The 26,126-nt window shown below is 63.2% G+C and carries 18 protein-coding genes; 7 read left to right on the forward strand and 11 right to left on the reverse strand.

Going from position 1 to position 26,126, the window contains the following annotated elements:
• Positions 1-2 precede the first annotated feature (2 nt).
• Complete coding sequence (locus B5520_RS07370) at positions 3-764, reverse strand: ANTAR domain-containing protein (RefSeq protein WP_079596439.1); 762 nt, start codon at positions 762-764, stop codon at positions 3-5.
• 468 nt (positions 765-1,232) lie between these two features.
• On the opposite strand from B5520_RS07370, the gene B5520_RS22365 reads away from it, so the two are divergent.
• Positions 1,233-1,562 (forward strand): hypothetical protein, encoded by a 330-nt coding sequence (locus B5520_RS22365; protein ID WP_139386220.1) that lies wholly within the window; start codon positions 1,233-1,235, stop codon positions 1,560-1,562.
• A gap of 1,301 nt (positions 1,563-2,863) precedes the next feature.
• Here B5520_RS22365 and B5520_RS23235 read toward each other — a convergent pair.
• The 4 genes from B5520_RS23235 to B5520_RS07390 form a co-directional block, all read right to left on the reverse strand.
• Positions 2,864-3,988, reverse strand: coding sequence for an acyltransferase family protein (locus tag B5520_RS23235; protein WP_079596440.1), 1,125 nt, complete (start codon positions 3,986-3,988; stop codon positions 2,864-2,866).
• A 216-nt stretch (positions 3,989-4,204) separates the two neighbouring features.
• Positions 4,205-4,669, reverse strand: coding sequence for an Lrp/AsnC family transcriptional regulator (locus B5520_RS07380; protein ID WP_079596441.1), 465 nt, complete (start codon positions 4,667-4,669; stop codon positions 4,205-4,207).
• 195 nt (positions 4,670-4,864) lie between these two features.
• On the reverse strand, positions 4,865-5,086 hold the full coding sequence (locus tag B5520_RS07385) for a hypothetical protein (RefSeq protein ID WP_079596442.1): 222 nt from the start codon (positions 5,084-5,086) through the stop codon (positions 4,865-4,867).
• 409 nt (positions 5,087-5,495) lie between these two features.
• On the reverse strand, positions 5,496-6,107 hold the full coding sequence (locus B5520_RS07390) for a metalloregulator ArsR/SmtB family transcription factor (protein ID WP_079596443.1): 612 nt from the start codon (positions 6,105-6,107) through the stop codon (positions 5,496-5,498).
• A gap of 297 nt (positions 6,108-6,404) precedes the next feature.
• Here B5520_RS07390 and B5520_RS07395 point away from each other — a divergent pair, with 297 nt between their 5' ends.
• Genes B5520_RS07395 through B5520_RS07405 form a run of 3 tightly spaced genes read left to right on the forward strand, consistent with a single transcriptional unit; the run spans position 6,405 to position 10,230 of the window.
• On the forward strand, positions 6,405-7,640 hold the full coding sequence (locus B5520_RS07395; protein WP_079596444.1) for a thiamine pyrophosphate-dependent dehydrogenase E1 component subunit alpha: 1,236 nt from the start codon (positions 6,405-6,407) through the stop codon (positions 7,638-7,640).
• The gene (locus B5520_RS07400; RefSeq protein WP_079596445.1) at positions 7,637-8,749 is read left to right on the forward strand and encodes an alpha-ketoacid dehydrogenase subunit beta; all 1,113 of its coding nucleotides are present in this window, start codon (positions 7,637-7,639) and stop codon (positions 8,747-8,749) included. The genes B5520_RS07395 and B5520_RS07400 overlap by 4 nt, the downstream gene beginning before the upstream one ends.
• A 2-nt stretch (positions 8,750-8,751) precedes the next feature.
• Positions 8,752-10,230, forward strand: a complete 1,479-nt coding sequence (locus B5520_RS07405) for a dihydrolipoamide acetyltransferase family protein (RefSeq protein WP_079596446.1) — start codon at positions 8,752-8,754, stop codon at positions 10,228-10,230.
• 391 nt (positions 10,231-10,621) lie between these two features.
• Here the strand turns inward: B5520_RS07405 and B5520_RS07410 are convergent, their stop codons facing one another.
• Genes B5520_RS07410 through B5520_RS07420 form a run of 3 tightly spaced genes read right to left on the reverse strand, consistent with a single transcriptional unit; the run spans position 10,622 to position 13,487 of the window.
• Entirely contained in the window at positions 10,622-11,617 is a 996-nt protein-coding gene (locus B5520_RS07410; RefSeq protein ID WP_079596447.1) for a hypothetical protein, read from the reverse strand.
• Positions 11,614-12,759, reverse strand: a complete 1,146-nt coding sequence (locus tag B5520_RS07415) for a sensor histidine kinase (protein ID WP_079596448.1) — start codon at positions 12,757-12,759, stop codon at positions 11,614-11,616. The genes B5520_RS07410 and B5520_RS07415 overlap by 4 nt, the downstream gene beginning before the upstream one ends.
• A 56-nt stretch (positions 12,760-12,815) precedes the next feature.
• Positions 12,816-13,487, reverse strand: coding sequence for a LuxR C-terminal-related transcriptional regulator (locus B5520_RS07420; protein ID WP_079596710.1), 672 nt, complete (start codon positions 13,485-13,487; stop codon positions 12,816-12,818).
• 503 nt (positions 13,488-13,990) lie between these two features.
• Between B5520_RS07420 and B5520_RS07425 the strand changes: the two genes are divergently transcribed.
• Positions 13,991-22,015: a PKD domain-containing protein gene (locus tag B5520_RS07425; RefSeq protein ID WP_079596449.1), complete on the forward strand. Its 8,025-nt coding sequence runs from the start codon at positions 13,991-13,993 to the stop codon at positions 22,013-22,015.
• Between the two features lie 124 nt (positions 22,016-22,139).
• Here B5520_RS07425 and B5520_RS07430 read toward each other — a convergent pair whose 3' ends face one another.
• Entirely contained in the window at positions 22,140-23,054 is a 915-nt protein-coding gene (locus B5520_RS07430) for a TM2 domain-containing protein (protein ID WP_254865511.1), read from the reverse strand.
• 77 nt (positions 23,055-23,131) lie between these two features.
• On the reverse strand, positions 23,132-23,989 hold the full coding sequence (locus B5520_RS07435; RefSeq protein ID WP_079596451.1) for an SGNH/GDSL hydrolase family protein: 858 nt from the start codon (positions 23,987-23,989) through the stop codon (positions 23,132-23,134).
• A gap of 215 nt (positions 23,990-24,204) precedes the next feature.
• On the opposite strand from B5520_RS07435, the gene B5520_RS07440 reads away from it, so the two are divergent.
• Positions 24,205-24,624: a nuclear transport factor 2 family protein gene (locus B5520_RS07440; RefSeq protein ID WP_079596452.1), complete on the forward strand. Its 420-nt coding sequence runs from the start codon at positions 24,205-24,207 to the stop codon at positions 24,622-24,624.
• A 123-nt stretch (positions 24,625-24,747) separates the two neighbouring features.
• Here B5520_RS07440 and B5520_RS07445 read toward each other — a convergent pair whose 3' ends face one another.
• Positions 24,748-25,038, reverse strand: coding sequence for a hypothetical protein (locus B5520_RS07445; protein WP_079596453.1), 291 nt, complete (start codon positions 25,036-25,038; stop codon positions 24,748-24,750).
• Positions 25,039-25,284: 246 nt separating this feature from the next.
• Between B5520_RS07445 and B5520_RS07450 the strand changes: the two genes are divergently transcribed.
• A complete protein-coding gene (locus B5520_RS07450) occupies positions 25,285-26,112 on the forward strand; it encodes an SGNH/GDSL hydrolase family protein (protein ID WP_079596454.1) in 828 nt (275 codons plus the stop codon).
• The last annotated feature ends 14 nt before the right edge of the window (positions 26,113-26,126 follow it).

Here is a 26,126-nt window from a genome sequence, read left to right on the forward strand (position 1 = left end):
TCCTACGCCAGCACCGGCGGCTCGAACCGAGTCCCCGGCGAGCCGCCGGCCATTGCCTTCAGGATGTTCTCCGCTACGCTGCGGACTTTCAGGTTCCGCTGACGGGACACCCCGGCAAGCTTGCTGAACGCTTCGGTGTAGGAGCAGCGGTTCTGGGCCATGATCACTCCGCATGCCACGTCAATGGACGTGCGGCTTTCCAGAACTGTCTTCAGGTTGTCCCCGGCGGAGCGTACGCTCCGCACCTCCAAAGCCAGCTTCATGCTGGACGACGCGACCCTCGCCAACCATGTGGCCTCGCCCACCAAGTCGGGCGTGAACTCGAAACCCGCCGGCCCCAGGAACACCAGGGTGCAGCTTGCCCGCGCCTGAAGCTCCAGCGGAACAGCCAGCGCCCCGCCGTACCCTGCCCCCGCCAGGCGGCGCCGGTATGCCTGCCAACGCTGGGCCGTGCCGCCCGTTGTCAGCGCTACGGGTCCTCTCGTAGCGGCCGCGTGCTCCATGGGACCGTCGCCGTATCGGTCCTCGGAGGAGGCGACATTGACTGCCGGGCTGGTATTGCCAGCAGTGACGGGGGGACTTCCCTCGGACACCATCGTGGCGGCACAGTCAACCCCCGTCCCCGCCGATCCGGTGAGTGCCAGCGCAGCAGCGTCAGCCAGCCGCTGCACCGACGCCAATTCTGTGTCCGCTCCGGTGATCAGGTCCAACAGGAATCCAGGGCGTTCCGTGCGCTTACTTCCGGATGCCGGCTGTACTGTCACGCTTCTGCCCCCACTCGACGATCGGTTCTGCACCGCAACAGCGCGGCCCTTTCCTCGAATCTAGGGGTGTGCCCGGGTGCGGACACGAGTAGCCGGTACTCTATTTTTCTGGCCAGTTCTGAGCAGTACTTGCTTTAGGCTACCGCGCCCCGCAAGCCATTCAGAAAGGCCGGTAGGCGTCGCCTTTTGGTGGCGAGCACTAGCTTCGGTGAGGGCTCTGCGATGATTGGCCGCAGTCAGCGCTGTGGGCACTGGGAAGGGACGCACGGATTGCAACTCTTACCGAGTTCATAAGGATCGAATACAACCCCAAGCCCGGCCTACCTGGGGGCACTTTCTGCCACGCTTCTCGACGGCGTGAAAACGAAGGCAAGTCGTTTTTCGAGCCAGTCCAGCCGTTCTCCGCAGTTGTCTACGGCGACTCACATTTCAATGGGCCGCGGCGACGAGCCACCCACAGACGAGCCCATGGTCTACAACACAGGTGACTGGTGCTCGCGGATGAACGTCATGCGGGGGCACGGTCTTCACGATAGAAGAACGGCGACCTTCACCAGATGTACCGACCCATCCAAAACCGGTGTTATCAGCCACAACCCCAGGGTGTTCATCCTCGACGGCAAAAACGACCTCAGCCTCAACGTCACACTGGACCAGCTCATAACCCGCTACAACCTGATCTTGCACCCGCGCCGCCAGCGGCATCCCCAAAATCGTCATCCTTGCCGATTCGCCCAACACCAGCCACTCGGCAGTTGGACCAGCCGGGACCAGTTCACGCATAACTACGTGACATGACCCTCGCCGCGCCAGATCGTGCGCACGCTGACATGTACTCGTCGCTCGTGGCCCACCACTAACGAGTGCCGGCCGCGACGAACTAACGACGCCATCCACGCCAAGCACGAACGGCACGTATATGGTGGGCAAGGTCACCGCCGACGCCGTCCGCCACCTTGTCCCAAGGGCAACCTCCTGTGGACTGGTGGACACCACGAACTTTCTCGGCAGTAAGGATTCTTTCATCCCCATCCCCGCATGGGATAGTCTCGCGGCTGACTGGTCCGGGTTCCACAGCGGCGCGGCGTCCATATATACAACATTGTTTGCACGACGGGGTGCAGGGCTACTGCCAGCGAGAATTACTGCCGCTGGTGGGGACGGAAGCCAGATGATCTACACCAACGCCACCACCGGCTTCGTGCAAGGGGGGACACCGTCTACGCCGAAGCGGATCTGTCCGTTGATACCGAATGGGGCATTACTCCTTCGGGTGCAGCTTCCTTACGCAGGCATCGAGCTACTACCGCTTACCAGCGCAGCTGCCAGAATCGGCTCCCACGACATTGGCTTGCAGTCTTTCGCCGGCGGCATGACGATCAACAGGCAGGATTCCTTGTGGTTCGTAACCCAAACTTTGTTCTGTTCGCTGGCACGGCATTGTGAGGTTTTGTTTTGCTCCGCAGTGGAAACACCACGTTCCGGCGTGGGCCGGGTAGGCGTCCGCAGAGTGCTGGACAGGCTAGTAGGAGGTGCCGTTCAACCACTCGTCGTAGCACGCCTCAAGCAGTAGCTACCAACTGTCGTCTGGGTGCCTTGCAGCTAGGGCACCTGCGCGGGCGGTTGAACCAAGCGACCCAGCGGCGTGCGAGTCATACGTTCCTCAAAGTCTTGACTCTAACGCGTGCCAGAGTGGAATGGGTCTCGGCACGGGCAGCTGCCATCGTGCTCGATGCCGCCGCCGAATCCATCGTCGAAGGAGCAGCGTGGCGAGGGCGGGGGCATCCGAAGCACTCGCCGAACGAACGCTTCCACGACGGAAGTCTTGCCAGCGTCTGCGTGGTGACATGTTGGACAGACTTCCCCTGTGCGGTCGTTTGAAATGGCCATCCCCAATAGTTATCGGGTCCTGATCAACACAGCCCAAGGTAAAGCTCAAGGTCATATCAAGAATTGGGGACAAGAAGGCCCCGCGGCAACGTGACTAGCGCGGGGCCTTCCGGTCACCGGCACGCGCTTGGGGCATGCGTGAAGAAGACCGAGCCAAAGGTAACCCAGTGGGTGGTCGACTTCCAACTTTTGGTTCTTCCGAGAGCTGTCTAGGAGTGGGCTGCACGGTGCCTCGGCCGTTTGGCGGGCGCTACCGTAGCTCGCTTCGCCGCTGACCTAATAGGCGCTTCTATATACCTGGCCGACAAGTAGGCGACGGCAATAGTTAGGGCCACACTCAGTGCAGCGCGAAGAATTTCAGCGCCAGGGAATTCAATCACTTCGCGAACGCCAAAGAGGATTGGGTAGTGCCAAAGATATATTCCGTAGGACAGGTTTCGGCCGGTCCAGGCTAACGCCTTATGAGCGAGCAGCAACGAGAGTCCCTGACCCGAGGCGCATACCAGCCCTGAGATCAGCACTGCCGAGGTCGCCGCGATGAGGATCGGGGAAAATGCTCGCATTGCGACGTCGAGAGGCCCCGGCCCGTCATGGGGAACCAGTAGGAACGCCGCCGTCACGAGCACTAATCCAGCCGGCCACGCTAGCCGAATCGACCACTCATGGATCCTGGACCCAGGCGCCAGCGTAAGCAACATCGCGAGCAGGCAACCGATTAGGAGTTGGTCCGCCCGGGTATCGGGCCCGTTAGCGAGCCGCCATGGACTGACACCGCTGAATGCCAGTGCAGCGCGCTCAACGAGTGCCAGCACGACTAGCACGGCAGTAACCGCACTCACGGCCCGCAGTGTAAGTTTCCGCAGCAGCACGACCAAAATTAGCGGCCACACTAGGTAGAACTGTTCCTCTACGGCGAGGGACCAGGTGTGCCCCAGTGCGCCACCGTCAACACTGCTCCCGAACCAGCCTCCCCTCCACAGATTCATCGTGTGCGAAGCCGAAAGGACTGCATTCCAACCTTGTTCCCCCCACTCGTTAGGGGCCACGAGCGCCAGGACGACGACAATCGCGCATACCGCTAACATAGCCGGCCATAGCCGCGCAAGCCTGTGCAAGTAGAAAGCGCGTAAGCTAACGCGCCCTGTTGCATTGAACTCCCGGAGCAGTAGCAGGGTGATGACGAACCCGCTGAGAGTAAAGAAGACGTCAACGCCTACGTGTCCCCCTGGCATGAGTGGGCCGGCCGCGTGTGAAACTACAACGGCAGCCACAGCAACGGTGCGAAGACCATCTAGGGCGTCCACCCTGCCCACTGAGCTGATTTGTGCAGGCATGGTTGTAGACGTCACTTGCTCCCCCAACAGATGGTTCTTTACTTCGACGTTCAAGTGTACGGGGAAATTGGCGGCCCTAAGACCGGTAAGTGTCCTAACTGCTCTAGAGGGGACAAGCGCGACATGAACCAAGGCGATGACCCCTGTGCAACTGCGCTTGACCAGCTCCAGTATCCGGCTGGCACCCCTGACGCTACGGTGCCCCTTCCCCCCGGGTCAGCGGGTATCCACGTCCTCGAACACCAGGAACGTCTGCGTGTCGAGTACTCCGGGCATGGACTGCAGCTGGTCGAAGATGACCCGCCGCAGGTCGATGTTGTCCACGGCGCGGACCAGCAGGATCACGTCAAAGTCGCCGCCCACGAGGGCAATGTGGTGCACCTCCGGGATGGCGCCCAGCTGGTCGCGGAGCTCCCGCCACGAATCCTGCCGCAGCTTCAGGGTCACGTAGGCGGACGACCGGAGGCCCGCCTTGATGGGATCCACCAGCGCCGTGAACCGGGACAGCACCCCTTCACTGGTGAGCCGGCCGATCCGGGTGTATGCATGCGCCCGGGAGATGTGGACGTTCTCCGCCACCTGGGTGACGGACATCCTGCCGTCCCGGGTGAGTTCGGAAATGATCCTGCGGTCGATGTCGTCCAACGGTACGGGTTCCGTCCCGGCATCCCTGGCTGCCATTGTGTCCACGGCCCCTGTTCGGCAATTCTGGTGAGACTTACAATTCGTCTTCCAGCATAGGCAGAATCAGCCAGCTTCTCCACGTATCCCGCCGAAGCGGGATACGAACCTCCCACGGCAGGGCACTACGAGTGGATAGTGGCTTCAGGAAGGCCTGCAACAACGGGTCGCGGTCAGGGGCGCGAGTAAGGGACGTTACCGCCGCTGGGCAACGTGCAGTTCAGCCGCCCGCCGGATGAAGTCGCAATCGCTGGGGGAGAGGATGCTTTCACCGTGCCGGTCCTGTTCGAACTCCGCTCCGGTGGCCTTCTTGATCTGTGCCGCGATGGTCCGGGGGAGGATCCTGCACCCCGGATTGTCCAGCAGCCACTGCCGCGTTTCTGGCTCAAGCCGGTCCCACAGCTTGTCGATGCCCATTACAGTTACCCCACTCTTGTCATTCCCGGTGTATGAAATGCCGCCTCGCCCGCGGGACGGATGACCCAAGTCCCCAGTCCCCGCCAGCCGCAGGGAAGGCTGACCGCGAAGAGTGATCCAGAGGCGGAGGGGACCGCGCTGTCCCCTCCGCATCCGTCGCCGCACCACGAGCCCCCAAACCACGGGAAATCCCTGCCACCTGATGCGGAGCTTCCTGCCTGTAATGAACGGAAAGGAATCTTCCGGACATTGACGGATTGACGTTTTCGTCAATCGCGACCATCCGAGTGTGGCCCTCCCGTACGTGGGGGTCAAGGGCTTTTTGAAAAGAGACGAACCTTTACTCCAAGGGGCAGGCTGGCAGCACTTGTTTGCTTTGGCAACCGGGCAGACGGGGGAGTGCCGAGGGTCAGGTTTGGCGCTGTTCCTGCCCGTTGCCAAGTTCGTCCCGGGCGGCTTGCAGCAGGGTGACGCCGCGGCTGCGGGCTGTCCGGAAAAGCTGTGCGGCTGCTTCCTCCGGGGTGCAGCGGCTCCGCGCGGCGATCGCTGTGCGGGCCTCCGCGATCACCGAGCGCGAGGCCAGCAGTGACTCCAGCATGGACAACTGTTCGTCCAGCAAGGCCGGATCCGGCAACTCCTCCGGCGCGGCGCGCAGGGCGCCGTCGGCGGATGCCGTCCGGGCCTGGAGTACGGCTTGGGCGGCGACGAGCAGGCCGGCGGCTTCCGGGTATGCCAGCCGGTAGACAAGGCGCCCGCCGGACCAGATGCGCTGAATCAGCTGCTGCCCGCGCAGCTGGGTGAGGTGCCGGGCCAGGTGTGTGGCCTTCACTCCCGTGCCCTCGCAGAGCTCCGGGATGGAGGACTCGCGGTGGGAGAGCAGCTCCAGGATCTGCGCCCGCACCGGATGGGCCACGGCCTTGAACACCTCCGCCGCGGCAGACGTCGTGGGCCCGGCGCCGCCGTCAACCGGTCCGGCCGCCGAAGCCGTGCGGCTCTCCGAGCCGGTGTCATGGCTGCTCATGCGCTTCGCTTCCTTGGGCTATGCACGCCATTATCCTCCGCTCTGCGGTTCACGGCCGGGAGATCAGGTCGGGGAATTCAGGCGTCAGTGGAGGCGGACGGGTTTCGCCCGCTTGAGTCCAGTATCCCCAGCCGCCATTTTGTCCACGGCACCGCCGGTAACCTGCGTCACACTTACAATTCGTCTCCCAGCAGCGGCAGAATCAGCCAGCTTCTCCACGATTCCCGCAGACGCTGGATACGAAACCTTCCCCGGGTCAATACTGGGAGTAAATAGTGGCTTTCGAAGGATGGACCAATGACGATCTCCGCAGACCACACCGCACCGGACACTGCCAACGCGCACCAGGCCGGCAACGCGCCAACAGAGGACGCCCTCACCGAGGCCGTCAAAAAGTTCGGGATCACGGTGGAGGACTATATGCTCCCGGCCCGGCACCAGATCCAGATGGTGGACCCGGACGGCCGGCTCAAGCCCGAAGGTGAGCAGGGCACCGAACCCGGCCACGAGTACCCTGTGCCCGGCGATGCTGAACTGCTGGCAGCATACGAGCAGCTCGTCGTCGGACGCCGCGTCAACGACCAGAACTCGGCGCTGGTCCGGCAGGGCCGCATGGCTGTATACCCGTCCAGCCACGGCCAGGAGGCCTGCCAGGTGGCTGCCGCCCTGTGCCTGTCCGGCGGCGACTGGATGTTCCCCACCTACCGCGACGCCGTCGCGGTGATGGCGCGCGGCGTGGACCCCGTCCAGGTGATGACCATCTTCCGCGGCGACTGGCACGGCGGCTTCAACCCCCTCGAGCACAAGGTGGGCATCCAGTGCACGCCGCTGACCACCCAGCTGCTCCACGCCGTCGGCGTTGCCCACGCGGCCAAGCTCCGCGGCGAGGACACTGTGGTGCTGGCCATGTGCGGCGACGGCGCCACCAGCGAAGGCGACTTCCACGAAGCTCTGAACTTCGCCGCCGTCTTCCACCTGCCGGTGATCTTCTTCGTCCAAAACAACAAGTACGCCATCTCGGTGCCGCTGGCACACCAGTCCGTGGCGCCGTCGCTCGCGCACAAGGCCGTGGGCTACGGCATGGCCGGCGAACGCGTGGACGGCAACGACGTCGTCGCGCTCCTCGCCGTCCTGGACCGGGCAGTGAAACTGGCCAGGGAAGGCTCCGGCCCCCTGCTGGTGGAGGCGCACACCTACCGGATGCAGGCCCACACCAACGCCGACGACGACACGCGCTACCGGGAGAGCGCTGAAGTTGCCGAGTGGCGGGCCAAGGACCCCGTGAACCGGATGCGGACCTACCTTACCGACCGCGGTCTGCTGGACGACGACGGCGAGCGACGGATCCGCGACAAGGCGGAGGCAATTGCCACGCAGCTGCGTGACGGCCTCAGCGAGGACGTGCCGGTGGACCCGCAGGAGCTCTTCCGCCACGTCTTCGCCAAAACCACGCCCCAGCTGAAGGAACAGTCCGCCCTGCTCGCCGACGAACTCGCCCGCGACGCAGCATCTACCGAGGAGACCGCCAAGTGAGCCCCACCATCACCACCTCGTCCGAGGCCAACGGCAACGTTTCCGCTGCAACTGCCCGTGCCGCCGCCTCGGCCGCCGCTTCGGCGGAAGCCGCCGGGCCGCAGCTGGTCACTCTTGCCAAGGCTCTCAACACGGCCCTGGCCGACGCCATGCACGCCGACCCGTCCGTCCTGGTGTTCGGCGAGGACGTCGGCATGCTGGGCGGGGTCTTCCGGATCACCGACGGGCTCACCGCCACGTTCGGCGAGCAGCGCTGCTTTGATACCCCGCTGGCCGAGTCGGGGATTGTGGGCATGGCCGTGGGCATGGCGATCAACGGGATGCGCCCGGTGATCGAGATGCAGTTCGATGCGTTCGCGTACCCGGCGTTCGAGCAGATCGTCAGCCACGTGGCCAAGATGCACAACCGGACGAAGGGGGCGGTGAAGCTGCCGCTGGTGATCCGCGTGCCGTACGGCGGCGGCATCGGGGGAGTGGAGCACCACTGCGACTCCTCCGAGTCCTACTACGCCCACACCGCCGGGCTGAAGGTGTTCACCCCGGCCACCGTGGCGGACGGGTACCGGATGCTCCGCGAGGCGATCGACTCGGACGACCCCGTGATGTTCATGGAGCCCAAGAAGCTTTACTGGTCCAAGGATCTGGTGGACCTGGCCGAGCTGCGGTCCTCTTACTCTTCTGCTGCTTCGGCGGGGCAGTCCTCGGAGGGGCGTGCCGCCGTCGCGCGTTCCGGCACTGACGCCACACTGATCGCGTACGGGCCGTCCGTCCCCACGGCGCTCGCCGCCGCCGAGGCCGCCGCGCTGGAAGGGCGCTCGCTGGAGGTCATCGACGTGCGCACGATTGTGCCGTTCGACGACGTTACGGTCTGCGAGTCGGTCCGGAAGACCGGCCGGGCCGTGGTGATCGCGGAAGCGCACGGCTTCGCCTCCGTGTCCTCTGAGATTGTGGCCCGGGTGCAGGAGCGCTGCTTCCACTACCTGGCGGCCCCGATCCGCCGCGTGACCGGGTTCGACATCCCGTATCCGGCGCCGAAGCTTGAGAAGTATTACCTGCCCGGCGTGGACCGCATCCTCGACGCCGTTGACGACCTGCAGTGGGAGAACTGACCATGAGTGAAGCACGCGTGTTTTTGTTGCCGGACCTGGGTGAGGGGCTCACCGAAGCGGAGCTGGTGTCCTGGCATGTTTCTGTTGGTGACACTATTTCCGTGGACCAGCCGATTGCCGAGGTGGAGACGGCCAAGTCCACGGTTGAGGTGCCCTCTCCTTACGCCGGGATTGTGGCTGAGCTGCACGGGCAGCCGGGGGAGACGCTGGACGTGGGGAAGCCGCTGATCTCGGTGACGCCTGTCTCGGTGGGTGAGCCTGCCCAGCCGGTGGTTGAGCCCGTCGAAACCGAGCTGGGCGACCCGGTGGTTGAGCATGTCGAAACCCAGCCTGTCGAAACCAAAGAGGCCGAGACCTATCGTGAAGAGGAGAAAGCGGGATCGGGAAATGTCCTGATCGGGTATGGAACTCCTGGCGGCCACGGCGTTGCCCGTCGTACCCGGGCGCCCAAGTCATCAGTTGCGGTGGTTGAGCCTGTCGAAACTAAGCCTGCCGAGGACGAACTCTCCCTCCTGCGCACCAGGGTCCCCGGCAAGTTGGGCGCGGTGATTTCCCCGCTGGTCCGGCGGATGGCCCGGGAGCACGGCGTCGACCTAGGTGAAATCCCGGGCTCCGGCGACGGCGGCCTCATCATGCGAAAGGACGTCGAAGCGACGATCCACCCGGCGGTGGTTGAGCCTGTCGAAACCAAGCCTGCCGAAACCAAGGAAGCGCCGGTGGTTGAGCCCGTCGAAACCAAGCCTGTCGAAACCCAGGGAACCGACGCCCGCACCGGCCTCGCCGTCTCCTCCCGCACGCCGGTTCGAGGAGTACGGAAAGCCGTCGCAGCGAACATGTCCCGCAGCCGCTCGGAAATCCCCGAGGCAACTGTGTGGGTAGACGTCGACGCGAGTGGCCTCGTTGAGCTTCGCAAGGAACTCAAAGCTGGCGGCTCCGAAGTCCCCGGCCTGCTCGCGTTCATCGCCCGCTTTGTCACCGCGGGGCTGAAGAAGTACCCGGAGCTGAACACGCGCATCGAGACTGCGCAGGACGGGTCGCAGGAGATCGTCGCGTTCGACGGGATCAACCTCGGCATCGCCGCACAGACCGACCGGGGACTCGTGGTGCCGTCAGTCGGCAGCGCTGAAAAGCTGAGTGCTCGCGAGCTGGACGTAGAGATCCGCCGGCTCACCGACGTCGCACGCCAAGGCAAAGCAACCCCAACTGAACTTGGCAGCGGAACCTTCACACTGAATAACTACGGGGTGTTCGGCGTGGACGGATCGGCGGCGATCATCAACCACCCCGAGGTGGCCATCCTGGGCGTCGGCCGGATCATTGACAAGCCGTGGGTAGTGAACGGCGAGTTGGCGGTCCGCAAGGTCACCGAGCTCACGCTGACCTTCGACCACCGCGTCTGCGACGGCGGAACGGCAGCCGGCTTCCTCCGATTCGTGGCGGACGCGATAGAAAATCCCCGGAAGCTGTTGGTTGAACTGTAACTGCAGAAGTCAGAGGGGCACTTAAACGGCCTTACTGGCTCCTAGGTACTGGCAGGTGGTACCCGGATCTGAGGACAGGCGGAGAACAGGTACCGTCTACTCGTGCGCGGGGTTGAGCAGCGTTGTTGACTGGTGGAAGCCAGCGAGGAGAGGTCTCCCTAAGCCAAGAGGTCTCAAACCCAACCCTCACCGGTCACCAGTGCTGGCGGGTCTTAGGTTTGGTGGCCCTCTCCGGGAGACCCGCCAGCGCTAAGTTCGGCGCCCATTCATTGAGGACGTCTTACATCGTCGAGGGTGTTCGAGAGGTAACTTTCCCGGCTGGTCTGCTTGGTATCAATCCACGAATTGACTGTAGTGGCCCAAACGCCTTGTTCTGCCGCCCCTGATTGACTTAGGGCTCGGGGGACCGGTCTGTGAACTCCACGAAGGTGGCCTCGTCCGGGTTATCGGGGGCGGCATAGATAGTGACGGCCAGGTCTCCGCCTTGCGGTCTGGCACGGGCGGTTACGGTGCCGGTGCGAGCTTGGTTGAGGATGCTGACGACGTGTTCAGTCACGGCGGCCAGCATTCGTGGCGTGAGGTTCTGACGCCGGTCATCGAGGAGCTGAACTGTGACTCCGCGTTGGCGGGCGCTTCGGGCGGCTTCAACCACTTTTGCCGTCGCCAGGACGCGCCCGCGGATTTCATCACGGAACTGCGCCTCCGCGAGTTGAAACTCCAGCCGGTCCCTTTCCGTGATGGCGTGGTGCGGGTTGGCAATTTGGCCCAGGGCCGGACCGGCGACCTGGCGGACATGCTCCAGCCAATTTGTCCGTGCCACGTGCAGTGCCTGTTCGGCCGCGAACCAGTCAGCGGCAGCCTCGGCGTCGGCCCGGTACTGGCCTACCTTGCGGTCATTGGTGCGCAGGAGATGCCCGATCCCCGTGCTGACGGTTACCCATCCGACAGTGGCGATGTTCAGCATCAGGCCGCCAACGAGTCCCAGCGTGGTTTGCGATGCCCAGAATGTGTTCAGGATGACGGAGAGCAGCACGCCGATCCATGACAGCAGTACTTGTCCACGAATATTGACGGCCACCAACAGGGTGTACGTCGCGGCGAGGTGCCATGAAGCGTACCCGGGCCACCTGTCCGTGGGCAGGACGCTGGTGACCAACAGGGTCAGCGCGGTGACTGCCATGAGCACGAAGACGGTTGAACGCAGGGGCAGCCGTCCCGAAGAGGGCCTGAGGACGACGGCGACGGCGGTGAGATAGACGGCCATGGCCAACAGCACGGGCCACGCCGAGGAGACCATGTCTAAGGAAAGCAGTCCGAGGGCGATGTGTACGGCGACGAACGCTGCACATAGGGCGGCCATTACTTTGGTGGAAATGGCACGGATCATGGTTCCACTCCTTCCCAGGCGAGGCGCACCTCGGTACCGGCGCTGGGAGCGGTGATGATCTTCGCTGAGCCGCCGGCGGCTTCCATTCGCCCGACAATGGAGACCTTTAGCCCGAGGCGTCGATCTGAGACCGTGCCCGGGTTGAAACCGGAACCACTGTCTTTGATGGCAACCCGCAGTTTCGCGCGCCCATCCGTGCGGTGTCCGGTGATGCTGACGTCGCATCGGTCGGCACCGGAATGCCGCACTGCGTTCTGAACTGCTTCCGTTGTTGCCTCGAAGACAGCCCTGACGACGTCGGCGGGCAGCAGCAGGTGCTCCGCAGACTCACAGGTGACGTTCACAAGTGGTCCTGACGTACCCGGCCCAACCGTAAAACGGATGCGGGCAGCAACCTCGGCAACCGCGGCAGGGGCGGATTCCGGAGCTTCTGTCGCTTGCCGGTCCAGCCGATCCAGCGCGCTTTGCGCCAGTTTGGCGCTGGCCAGTCGTTCCTCGGGGGAGCCGGCGTGGGCGGCCGTCAGGAGGGCCGTCATCACGCTGTCATGCAGCAGCCCGTCAAGGCGCAGCCGCTCGTTGCTCAGGGCAGTTGCCGAGGCGGCTCCCGCGTATTGCTCGATAGCCTGGTCTGCGGCTGTATCCGCCCGCTGCGCCGCCCGCCTGAGTATTCCGATCGTGACGCAGATGATGAGCCCCAAGACGGTTGCGAATGTAGCGTCCTGGACCGCAATCAGCCACCCACCGGATCCGCCCTGGGGCGTTGTCCTTACTACACCGAACACGCCTCCAATGATCACCGTGTAAAGGCACCCTTTGCGGGCCCCAAAGCTGTAGGCAGACCACGCCGCGCCGACGTTGATCATCGACCAGAGCCAGGGCGTCCCGAAGTTTTCCGGCACAGACGTTGGCACGGCGAAGGGCCACAACGCGAGGCCAGCGATGACCAGCACTGCGAGGGTGCCCGCTAGAAGGGACAGCCCGTGGCCCCGAACGGAGGCCACAGTGAAAACCACCACCAGTGCAAGGAACAGCCAAAGGAACACAGCATTCCACCACGTGGCAGCGTACGGGGTTTGGCTGGTCACGGAACCTGCAGCCTGCAGCAGCAGCAGAAGTGCGAACGCTGCTATGCCACGGGCCATCAATCGGTGGGTGTCTCTCGCCGAAATACCAGTCTGGGAGGCTGCGGGCATCAGACTCAGCGCTTCCGCAGAGGAAGCAGAGGGGGAAGGATACCGTCTTCTACCGCACGCCGGTAAAGGTCGATCTTTGTCGTCGCCGGGCGACCGGCTGCCTCATACTTTTCGCGGATCCGGTCGATGTTCTTCTTCACGGTGCTCTCGGCAACGCCCATACGCCGTGCCACCTGGTACTGGCCCAGTCCTGCGGCATATAGCGCGATGCATTCGCGTTCGCGGTCCGACAGATTTGCTTCGACGAAGTCTGTGTCCACCTCAATAGCGGCGGCCAACTCCTGGCTGTCGATCGTTTCGCCCAGCGCAATGCGCCGGATTTTGGCGAACGTCTCGGAAATTGGTTCGGACTTCAGGGAGACTCCCATAGCTCCGTTGGCGATGGCGTCCTGGATCTGCCCCACGTTGTCGCCAAGCGTGAAGACGAGGATCCTGTAGCCGGCGGCCGTCAGTCTCGAAACGTTGTCGCCAGGCTGGGACCCGTCAGCAAGGGACAAGTCAAGGGCCACAACATCGCAGATATCCCGTCCTGCACCAAGAAAGGCATCAACGGTGGGGGCGCCACCAATAACCCGTACATAGGGCGTTTTGCCATCGGCTTCACGGGCCGCCGAGGCCGCAAACCCAAGCCTGACGGCTTCATGATCGTCGATAATCCCCGCACGTACTGTTTCCACCCAAACCCCCTGCGTTTTCCGGCAGCCTTCAAAGAAGATCAGTTTGGGGTTCCATTCGAAATGTACCAACTGTGACGCAGTGAGTTTCAGCTGTCTCCCCAGGGTTACGCGGTGTCCCCACTTCCGGGGACATTGCCGGGATTAACTCGCTGTTGCTGGTGCTGCGTGTTCTTACCGGCTTTAGAGTCGAGCAGAACTACTGGGCGAAGGCAAAGAGCAGGCAGTTGCTACTCCAGTAATTGCCGGGAAACCAGCGGTCATATTGGGGGGCCGCTGGATTCTCCAGAGCCATAAAATGCCTGACAAAAACTAATTAGCGTATGAATACTTGGTCACGCACTAGGCCCTCGAATAAAATAACAAGCAGATGTTGGTGACAGATTTTGTCACATGCTCCCAAAGGGTCTTTTGGGAATTCCGACATATTCCAGCGGACAACGTAATTTTTTCTGTTTCTGATATCTTCCATTCGATAGCGCTTTTGCCGCATTTGGGGGAACAATATGAAACAAGGTCCTGCTTCGAACGTGTCCGGGATAGCGCGCCTGAGGCGCGTCATCTCCGTAGGGATCACCTCATCACTCCTGGCGGGATACATGGTCCTGCTCCCGGCCTCGATGATCCCCGCAGGTGCCGTGGAACCCCTTCCCTCGCCCTCAGGGTCCACAAGCGCCCCCTCAGGCCCCTCCGCGCCGGAACTGACAGCTCCCAGCGAATCCCTGCCAGCCTGGACCATGGATCCGCAAAACCAGAGTGAAACTGACCAGCGCATGCGGCCGGGCAATTACAGCCCGAAAATACTGTCCGTGCGGCTGGCTGATGAAACGGGTTCTCCGGTGGCGGACGCGGTCGTCAAGTTCCAAGTCACCGCGGGCGACGCTTTTTTTGATCGGACCAGCACCACCGTCCTTGAGATGCCCACCAACGCGGAAGGCGTCGCATCCGCCAGCAGCCGTTACAGCGAGGCAATGAGCGGACTCGTTGCCGGTTCAAATTACACGGGCAGCATCACGGTCCAGGCAACCGTGACTGGTTCGTCTGCATCCTTCACATTCGACCAGATCCATTCCACAGTGGCCGAAAGGCTGGAATATGTGGGAGGCCGCGACCAGCAGCTCCGCAGCCCCTACGAAGTGATCAAGCCGCTGTCCGTCCGCGCCGTTGACGGCGACGGCCACCCGGTTCCTGATACCCAGATTGAGTTTGCGGCCAAGGACGGCACTGCCAACTTCGCCTGGTCATATCCCACCACCACCATCACCACCAACCAGGAGGGTGTTGCCTCAACAAGTGAGGGCCGCAACTACTACCAGGTGCTCCGGTCGGGCGTCGGCTCCGAGGGGTACGCGGTGGCCGCAGAGGTCGAAGCCAGGCTCGCCGGCGCTGAACCCGTTCCGTTTTCCATTCCCCTGGCACCCGTCCACAACATAGACATCCTCTCCGGTGACAACCAGGAAGTGGCCGGGGAAGACTACTACCAGCCCCTCCAAGCAGTTCTTCGGGACCGCGACGGCCAGGCTTTGGCCTACAGAAAAACCACTTTCCAGATCACCGGCGAAGCCAGCTTCATGAACACAGGTGAAGCCCAAAAGACCTTTGACACCTCCAGCCAATGGGATGGCACCGTCACGGTGCCCCGGAACACGCTCCGTGCGAACGGCGGCCATGCTGCTTCCGGTACGTCGCTGACCGTCGGTACCTCAAGCGGTGGCATGAGCACCGATTTCCACCTCAAGGTCACCCCGCAGCCAAGGGCTTGGAACCTGACGCAGGAGTACGGCAGCGGCCAGACGACGGCGGCCGGGGACGCGTTCGCCACGCCGCTCGGCGTCTACGCCCGGGACGAGCAGGGCCGTTTGGCCGGCTACGCTCCGGTGACGTTCGAGATCATTAACGGGGGCGGCGCCTACTTCGCGCTCGCCGACGGTAGCCGGACGACGGCGCTGACCGTTGAGGCAGACCGCTACGGCCGGGCCAGTACACCTCAGCTCTGGAGCGGGAATTCCCTGGGCAGCTTTACCGTCAAGGCAACCACCCCTGACTTCGCCGGCCAGCTGGCTTTCGACCTGGACGTTGTGGGGCAGCCTGCATCCGTACGCCTCTATCCGGAAACGGGCACCACGGCGTACCCCGATTCCAGCCTGGGATGGCCCTATGCAGTTGTCACCGACAGCGACGGACGGCCCGTGGGCAACCAGACGGTCACCTTCACCGTGGAGAGCGGAGCCGTCAGCATTGGACACAGCACCGACGGAAGCGGGAAGAGCCGTAGCGGCATCACCGACTCCAATGGCATCGCCTACGCGGGGGATGCACTTTACACGGGCGCCGGGAAGTCCGCCTATGGCCCGGCCGCCCTCAGCGCCACCCTCGCCGGCGGGCAGCGGGCTGACGCGTCGTACACCGTTGTCACCTATCCGGCCGTCAAGCAGCTGTTGGTGGTTGGCGGTGAAGGCCTCTCAGCGAAGCCGGGCGAAATGTTTGGAGCAGTAGACATCCTTGCCGACAGCCAGACCTGGCCCTACGCAGGCTACACCGACGTGACCTTTGAACTTGGCGGAAGCACCGGCAGTTATTTTCTGGACGGACAGGGCCAGCGGGTGGACGGGCCTGTGACTGTCACTGCGTCGCGCTACGGTTACGCGCAGGCCCCCACCATCATGGCCGGTGAAACACCCGGAAGTATCAACCTGAAGGTATCGGCGCCAGGCGTGCCCCATCTGCAGGTCAACCTGTCAGTCAGTGCTGGGGCCAGCAGCATCACCAAGACGTCCCAGGATGGCCTTCAAGTGCTTCCCGAGGACAGCTTTGGTTATCTCAGTGTCCGTATCCAGGACGAAGCCGGAAACCCCGTCAGCAACGAGGAAGTCACGTTCACCGTCCGGGAAGGCGGCGCTTCGTTCTCCGGGTACTGGTGGGGGTACTGCGGCGGCCAGGCAAACGGCAACAAGACTATGACCGTAAGAAGCGACGCGTTCGGGAACGCGTACTCGTCCGTGGCCTTGTGCGCCGACGCCGGCGCTGAAGCCCCCGGCCAGGTCATCGTCGACGTCGCGGCGGCCGGAATACAGGGCGATCCCTTCACGTTCACGGTGAAGCCGTTCCCCGCGGCTGCTGTCCTGCATGCATATGACCCGTCCAGTCCCCACGTCAAGACCGGTGACGACCTTTATGGCTTCCCCTATGTTTATGCCCGGGATAGCAGCGGCAATGCTGCGGGTTACGCCCAGGTAACCTATGCCATCGAGGGAGACACGGACGCCCGTTTCAAGGTCACCGATCCGGCAACAGGAACTGTCAGCCTGGAACAACAGGTAGTCCTCACAGCAGACCGGTGGGGCAGCCTTCCGACTCCGACCATTGCTGCCGGTGAGGTTAGGGGAACATTCTCTGTCACGGCCAGGAGCGGCGAATCGAATGAGCTGCGCTGGGACGGCCTGCGCGTCGTCGGTCCCATCGCTTCCGTGACCGCCGTAGCCGGTGACGGCCAAAAGCTCTACCCGAACAACTACACCTCCGGGCTGCGCGTGGTGGCCAGGGACTCAGACGGCTACGCCGTTCCAAACCAGTCGATCACCTTCACACTGCCGCCGGAACTGGAACACCGCTTCGCTTACACCTGGTCCACCTCCGTAGCGGCAACAACCGACGCCAAGGGTGAAGCGATGCCGGGGTACTCCTACTACTCCGGTGTCTATCTTGGAAGCACCACCGGACCTTTCACTGTGTCCGTGGAGCACGGCGCGCAGACCTACAGGCCCTTCAACCTTGAGGCTCTGGCATATCCGGTGGCGAACGTGCTGGACAATGCCGGCGGGGGGAGCCAGGGCGTCCAGCCCAACACCGGCTTCCCCGCACGGCTGTCAGCCAGGGTCGCCAATTCCGACGCCGCTGTCGGCATTCCCAACGTCCCGGTCACGTGGGCCATCGAGGGGGCAACAGACGCCTACTTCGTCCTCGACAACGGGACCCGCGCCGCTTCAACGGTCGTGACCTCGGATGCGGCAGGATGGGTGGTTGCACCAGCACTCTTCGCGGGCAGCCAGGGCGGAAGCTTCACGGTGACGGCAACCGCTGAAGGAATAGCGCCGGCGGTCTTTGACCTTGGCGTACTCAGTTCCGCGCGGATCCTGGAGAAACTGGCCGGGGACGGCCAGGTTGCAAAGGTCGGCAAGACGTTTGAGCCGGTACAGGTGGTGGTGAAGGACGACTCCGGGAATCCGGTAGCGAACCAGCGTGTCCGTTTCACCACGGAGGCGCCCAGCCGGGCGAACTTCGCGGGGACCTTCAGGACCTACGCCATCACCGACAGCCAGGGACGGGCCAGCTCCGGCCCGATCACCGCTGGACCCGAAACAGGCGAAGCCACCATCACTGCAGTCTCGGGAACCCTGGAACCGCAGGCCTTTACGCTGACCGCAGAGCCACTGGCCACGCCCGCGGTTCTGTCCGAAGCCACGGGCAACGGACAATCAGTAACGGCAGGAGCCGTTTTCCCGGTACCGCTGGGCGTCCGTGCCCTGGACGCCGAGGACAACCCGGCTGAGCAGGTCAGTGTCACCTTTACCGTCACCGGCTCGAGAGGGTCAAGCTTCGCCGATGGTGCTGCAACCTACACGGGGAAGACGAACGCGGACGGCTGGATCTACTCGCCCTTGGTGACTGCGGGGGCAACGGCCGGCGCGCTGTCGATTGTTGCCTCAGCAGACGGTGTTGCTACGTTCGCCTACGAGCTCACCATCAAGGATCCCAACACGGCGCCGCAGCTTGAGCTGACCACTTCAGCCGCCGCCGTCGAGATCGGTACGCCGGTGACATACGTGCTCAACGCGACCGACGCGGACGGTGACGCACTGTCCTACGCCATCGATTTTGGTGACGGCGCAGGCGCGGAGGGCAGGTATCCAAGCAGCCAAACGATCACTCACGCGTACACCCAAGCCGGCTCCTACCTGGTGCATGCCACGGTACGGGACAGCGCGGGGTCGACATCCACGACGGCAAGGATCAGCGTCGTCCTGCCGGAGTCTTTGCTGGCGGACGCGGGAGAGCCTCAACAGGCCGAAACCGGTCAGGCAGTGCTGTTTGACGCCGGCGGGTCCAAGCCTCTGGCCCTGATTCAGGAAGCCACGTGGGACTTCGGTGACGGAACCACAGGCAGCGGACTGCGCGCCCAGCACGTCTACTCGGCGGCTGGCGAGTACGCTGTCTCGCTGACTGTCCGCAATGGCAGTGAGACTGCGACGTCCTCGACCACCGTCAGGGTGGAACAGGCGAGTGTCCTGCCGGGGCTGGCTGTCACGGTGAAGTCAGGGGCCGGTCTCCTGTCGGGTGCCGTCGTGACCACCAACCTTTCCGACGGCCGGCGGGTCACCGCCACTTCTGGCGCCGACGGAGTTGCTGTCCTTCGAGGACTGCCCGACGGCGGGCACAGCGTCTTCGTGTCAGCCGGCGGACACCTGCCCCTGGTGGTGCAGGGAGTGGTGAGCGCGGGAACAGGCAGTGCGGAGGCGGTACTGACCTCTGGGGACGTGGGTTCCGCGGTCCTCGATACGCGGACACTGACCATCGGTGAAATTACCGAACTCGGGATCGACCCGGCGGCGCCTGAAAACCAGCAGGTGTTCGAATCCGAGATCCATCTCGCTGTCAATGGTGAAGAGGCCGCTGAGGTTCCGCCGCTCCAGGTGATCTGGAACCTCGATGACACCATCGGTGTCCGGACGGACCCCTTCGCTCCGGTCCACTGGGTGGGAATCACCACCACCAGCCTCACCATCGGAAACTACGACTTCGCCCCGAGTACCACCACGGTTGGCGGCCAGCGCATTGTGCAGTGGCTTATTGTTCCAACACGGGGGAGCTACCTCAAGGAGTTCTTTGAGGCCCGCCTCGTTGTCCAGAACCTTTCGGATGCGGCCTTTACCTTCACCAAGGGGCAGGCGGAGATTGCCCTTCCCGCGGGGATCAGCCTTGCCCCCACAGCGGCTCTGCAGACGGCCCTCGTGCCGGCAGCAGACATTCCGGGCGGCGGAAGCACCACCATTTACTGGACGCTCAGGGGCGACGCGGAGGGCGAATACAACATCGCCGCTACCTACACCGGTGTCCTGGAACCTGTGGGTGCGCCGGTCCGCCTGGAGGCCAGCACGGAGAAACCCCTGAAGGTTTGGGGCGGTTCGGCACTGCAGATGGAAGTGGTCGCCGATCCTTCCGCGGAAGAACTTCACCCGTTCCGCGTCACCGTGAAGCTGCGGAACCAGACGCCGGACGGCTCCGGGATACCTGTCTACAACCCGACGTTCGAGGTTTTTGCAGGCACGAATTACCTGCTGGCACCCGACGTTGACTACAAGATGTCTGCCGCCGCGCTCCTCCCCGGTGATGTGCTCGAAAAGGACTTCATCGTGTACTCACGCGGCTCGGGCGAAATCGGGGTTGACGATGAAGATCTTCGCCAAAGCTTTGTTGTCTCGACCGGCGGAACCGTGGACGTTGACTACGCCCCGGTGACGACGCACTCCTCACGCACAGACGATAAAAACGTCAAGGGAGTCTGGGGCGGTCTGTGGCCTGCTAACGAATTGACCATAGGTTGGCAAGGAACAACTGACGCCGAGCAATACTTTCTGTACTCGAGGAATGACTTGGACTCCGGTCAGTGGAATTTGGTGACTGAAGGGCACCTCCCGATCATGCCCGTGGTCCGGGAGCTGCAGGGAGGCAGCAGCCAGCTGGGGAAGTACTATTCAGTGGTCACCAAACTGGGCAATGGCACGTTGACTCCCAAACACCGGATCCTCCAGATGCCGCTCACTCCTCCGCTGCAGATCGCGGAGACCAACAACGGCTCCGCTATCGGCGGAAGCACAACCGATTCCGTGCAGTGTGTGGACGTACTCTTCATAGGTGCAGCAGGTTCCGGTGAAGGCCTCATGGGTCCGGGCATCACATCTGTTAGGAACAAACTGGACGAGCAGCTAGGCGATGACCGCACCTACGGAGCTATCCGCGTGGATTATCCTGCAGCTCCCGTCCCGGTGGTGAGCTTCAACGTGACAGTTGACCCCCTGGATTATTTGAGCAGCATCGATTCAGGAGTGGTCGAGCTCAAGCGTTTCCTGGCGAAACGTGCAGAAAAAAACTGCGCCGATGAGAAATATGTTCTCGCTGGCTACTCCCAAGGCGGGATAGTCGTTTCGCGCGCAATATGGGAATCTCCGGAGTTGTTTCCTGCGGAAAAGGTGGCTGGTGTCTTCCTTCTTGCGAATGCCGCAAACAGCCCGTCGATTGGAGGAGAAATTTGGGGAACCGCGGAACATAAGTACGGCATTTCTTGGCCTCTGTGGAAGCCCGTGGTTCCCGGGCACCTGGCTGACCGAACGTACTCTTTGTGCGACCAAAATGATATGGTCTGCGACACTGTCACCACTTTGGCATCCGACGGTGCTGGTTCTGTGGTTTGCGATGGCGCTACGACTACCGTCTGTGACGACGTGAGCACGATTATCTGTAACGTGAACACCGCTGTAAAAGTTGCGTGTGATGGGACCAGGTTCGTGGACGGATACCTGGTGCATACCCACTACCATGAACGGCAGGATGCGGAGCTATATCGCTTCGCGAAGCTGACCCGTGACCGTCTCATGCGTGTTGCAGTCCCGACGGACGACCCGTACAAAATCGAAACGGCCGGAAACGTCAAGTTCGAGTCACAGCTCGAGGCCAAACCAATGGAAGGAGCTACAGCCATCTGGCAGCTCGATCCGCAAACATTGCCCCCAGGCGTGGAGTTGACTGTCACGCCGGACGGAATGGTCAGCGGTAAGGTGCCCCCGGGCTACTGGAAGTTCCCTGTATCCTTGATCGGCCACCCGGAGTTTGGACGAAGGGGCGTTACCCTCGAAGTTCGCGCCGGCTGGGCGGCGGTCGCTCTGATTTTCCCGCAGACAGTGCTTGCTCCGGAGTCTGAGCTGAAGCCATACCGCGTCAGGCTGCTGGACAGCGCCGGCAATGCCGTTGCCCGAGCAGAGGTCGAGTTCAGAGTTGACGGTCCGGCGTCCTTCGCCGGAGGCTCACAAAGCTACAAAGTCCTGAGCGACGCCAAGGGCTACGCGGAATCGATCATCCCGGTTCCCACTGGAGGGAACGGGACAGTGACAGCCACGGCGACTGTTCCGGGCCGTCCCTCCATGGAGCTTGAGCCCCAGGAAGTGCTTCCCCAGATTCTTCCCAACGGGGTGAGCACGGTTGTTACCCCGAAATTCGTGGCCGGAAAGGTGGTCCTGGAAGTCCAGGTCTGGAACACCTCTAACGAGTCCAAAAGGGTGACGCTGGACAGCCGCTTCGGGTCAAAGAACCTGGGGGACATTGCACCCGGGGCGGCCGTTACTCACCTGTTCGAAACTGAGCAGAAGCAGACGCCGCAGGGGGCCGTCCGCGTGACCGCATTCGGAGCAGCATCGTCCGGATCGGAAGTCCGGAACTACGCCGCCTACAACCCCGGCGCCGAAAAGAAGCCTGCGTAGGCGATTTCATAGGGGGGCGCACCCGCCCCTTGCAAAAGGTGAAATGTACGACGGCGGCGTGTGCCGACGTCGTACTTAAAAACCCGCGGCCTCCACCGGGGGCCGCGGGTTTCTGCTCATTCGATTACTGGGTAGTCAGGGTGAAAGTGGCTGCCTTATCGCCAACGTCGTCGGTGACCACGATGGTGGTGGGGCCCTTCTTGACGTCGAACACCACTACACCCTGGCGTGCATCGCCGGCGGTCACTTCCTCGGTGGGCAGGCCCTCAAGCCCTTCCTCCAGGTAGATCCCTTCGCCCTCGTTGCCGTCGGCGTCGTAGGCCTCGAAGTTTGAGGAGCTGGCAAGGCTGGTTCCGGTCAGCGTCTCCCAGGAAACATTGATGGCGAGGAAGCCTCCGTTGGCCGGCTTCATGTAGGACATCGCAGGAATTTCCTGGGTGTAGATGGCGTCGATGACGCCCACCCTCACGGTGTTTCCGTCGGAGACCGTAACGGTGAAGGAGGTGTCATCACCGGCGGTAACGGAGGTCCCTGATGCCGCTTCACTGACCTGCGGATCGGAGGCCTGGGTGACCTCGGGTGAGGTTTTGCGCAGTGTGTCCACCGCACTGTTGGCCAGGGCAAAGGACATCACGGTGTACAGGATGCCGACAACCACCCCGACGAGCCAGACGGCGCCGGTGATGATCCAGGCCGTCTTCTTGTTTTCCGGGTAACCCTCCAGCGGCAACCCGTTCTTGTCCCGCATGTTCCCGGTCAGGATGACGATCAGGTCGATGATGGACCAGATGCCGAAGCCGCCCATGGTCAGCAGCTTGGCGACGCCGGTACCGATCTTGCCGAGGTAGAAGCGGTCCACACCCAGGCCGCCCAGCAGGAGGGAGAGGAGCCAGGCAACCACGTAGGACTTACCCGGGGCGGTGGCATAAGGAGGGTTTCCATAGGGGCCCGGCTGGTATCCGCCCTGTTGTCCTCCCTGGTACGGTCCGCCAAAGCTGGCAGGTGCTGTGGGGATCGGCGGGGCTGAGTTTTCATTCACCCGTTGAACGTACTGGAGGCGGCGCAGAACGGCGATGGGCAGAAATGCCCATCGCCGTCGTGCGTTCTCTTCAGACGTCAGTGCTGCAAAGCCCGGATTCCCGCCTCGCGGACGACCGCCCGGTAGTATCCCTTGGCGTAGCCGGTTTGAGTGGGGTGGAAGCCGGCGTCACTTCCGGGCAAGTGGATCCAGGGTGCCGGCGAGCCGATGCCGTGCCCGTCGAACTCGTCGGTGACGTCGACGTACACCGTCCCGGAGACCTGCCTGGCCGCCTTCCTGATGACCTTGTTCAAGGTGTCCGTGCCCTTGTTGAAGACCTTGGCGGCCTCGTCCGTGATGTAGGTTTGGTCGCCGAATTCCGGGGAGAACTGGTACGGATATCCCAGCGCGACGATGGTGGCGTTGGGGACCTTGGCGCGAATGGCCGCGTAGGCATTGGTCAGGGCGGCCAGAACCGCGGTCCTAGCAACTGCTTCGCCAGCCTTGACGGCCTGCTTGCAGTCGTGCAACAGGCTGGGCTTGAGGCAGGCTTCGAGAATGCCTTGGAAGCCGACGTCGTTGCCGCCGGCCGTGATGGTGACCAGATCCGTTTCAGCATTCAGCCGGCCGGCGGCCGACGCCACATCGACCTGGAGGGGAACCATCGCGGCGGTCCAGCCGGCGCAGGCTGCGTTGGCTGCGAGTTCCACGTCGGGCCGGTCATCCAGCACGTCCACATAGCCCGGCGATGCCTGATAGCACGGCGCCGGACTAACGGGGTAGAGCGGGGAGACGCTGACATTCGGCGCGCCAATGCCTGACGTGTAGGAATCGCCGAAGGCTACGTAGTCCAGTGTTTCGGATTCATGTGCGGCTGCCGGCGCGGCTATGGAGCCGGCCACCAGTGCGGTGGCAGCAACGGCCAAGGTCGCGAGGCGCCCCGCAAACTTCCTCATGGTTCTGTCCCTTCGCTTTCTGTCCGGGTTACGGCAGATGCCCTGACGTTCGTGGAGAACGATGTCCCACAACTACTTCCAGTGGCGTTACTGCGGCGTTACGACTCATCCTGTTCGAGACCGGCGGCGTGAACGTCGCCGTCGGCTTTGGATCAGCCCTGTCCAGGAGAATGAGGCCAGCGCTACCATTAGTCCCTGGTTTAAGGAGGCGCGTGATGCTCGAAGAGGCGGACCTCATGCAGGCCCTGCGGCGTCACTGGGAGTACTCAGGTAAGGACGAGGACGTCGCCCATGAGATTTACCACGATGATGCAGTCCTGGAGTTCCCTCAGTCCGGGGAACGGTTCGAGGGCGTGGAGAACTTCCGCGAATGGCGGCGCCGGTATCCAGCGGAGCTCAAATTCCACACACGGCGGGTCACGCATCGTGCGGATCTGGTGGTCGTGGAGAACATGATCAGTTATGACGGTGCGCCCTGGATGTTCTCTGTCAATCTGTTGGAATTCAGGGGCGATCGCGTTGCGCACGAGCGGATCTACATCATGGATGGGTGGGACGCCGCTGAGTGGCGTGCTCCCTGGCGCTCCGACGTGCCTGCAGACGAGCCCCCGCCGCCGGCTTCCTCCGCTTCATAGCGGAGGCCACTGGAAGGGCTGGCCGCACTCCTGACCGATATCCCAGCCAGCCCGCTCCTGAGGCGAGGCGTACGACGGCGGCGCGTGCCGCCGTCGTACGCCTCCAGCTGTATCAGGGAGTCTTCAGGATTCGTCTGCCGGGCTGATGCCGCGGGCAGCCAACAACGCATCCAGTTCGGCGGCCTGGTGTGCTTGAAAGGCCTTGTCCGCGTTGGCGTGCGTGCTCGCGAGAAGAGGTATGTCGAGGCTGGCGTTGCATCCCCGGCAGCGGATCTCGTCTGTCCACGCCCAGCTGTATGCCGCGTGCGCTTCCCGTACCCGCTGCATCGCTGTGGTGATGACTTCCGTCTTGGCCGCAAAATGCGCCGCGTCCTCGTTGCTGAGGCTGCTACCAATTTCGATGTCGATGCTCATCGTCGCCTCTTTTCCGTTTTGTCCGGATGGTGGAGTCGACAGTAATGGCTGTTGCGCGGCGAAGGAACGACCAGAAGGTCACGGTTGGTTAACCCTTTAAGCAGCGCCGCCGTCGTAGGCAGGAGAAGAGCCCCGCTTCGGGTCTCTGTCAGCAGGGCTCTTCCCGCGTTGCTTACACCGACGATCGAAGCCCTAAACGGTCCGCTCCCCGGACGGGCTCACTTCCGCCGGTATGATTTGCGGGTGATGGGAAACGGCGGGCGCATTCCGGAGTGGGTCAAGTACGCTGCACTTTTGGTGCTGGCCGTGGCCGCATTCGGGGTAGCGGCTATCGCTTTGATGGGCCCACGGGGTGTGGACGAGACTGTCCCCGTCACGGCAAGTGCTTCGGTGGCAGCGCCGGCGCCGACTGCCTCTGTGGCTCCCACGTCTCCGGCTCCTACACCCACGGCTACTGCAACCGCGCCGCAACCGGGGATTGAGCTGCCGGCTGAGCCCGTCCTCCTTGTTATGGGCGACTCGTACACGGCCGGTGTTGGTGCCGACCAGCCGGACCAGGGGTGGGCGTACCTGGTTGCCGGGCAGCTCGGATACCCCACCAACATTGACGGCGTGGGTGGAACCGGGTTCGCTTGGGGCGGCGGCGGGCAGGACCAGCTGGCGGGCGAGTACGAAATCCGTTTGCGCGAAATTGCGGCCAACCCCGCGTTCGTGCCCAACGTCCTCATTCTGCAGGGCGGACAGAACGATTCCCAGGTCCCCAATGCTGAAGAAGTCACTGCTGCCACGGCGCAGACCATCGAGGCCGCCCGCAGGTTCTGGCCGGGCATCCAGGTGGTGGTGCTGGGACCGTCCGCGCCACAGCCCCTCGCGGAGGAACTGCGCGGCGTGAACAGCGCCGTCCGCGCCGGCGCCGCAGCTGCCGGCGCACCCTTCGTTGACGCCATCGAGGCCGGCTGGTTCACAGTTGCCAACAGCCCGGGGTTCGACGCTGACGGTGCCCACCCGAACTCCGCCGGCCACGCATACATGGCTGAGAAGTTCCTGGAGGCTTGGGCCACGCTGGTGCAATGAGCCTGATGCCTCTG

The sequence above is a fragment of the Arthrobacter sp. P2b genome, from assembly GCF_900168295.1.
Taxonomy (GTDB): domain Bacteria; phylum Actinomycetota; class Actinomycetes; order Actinomycetales; family Micrococcaceae; genus Arthrobacter.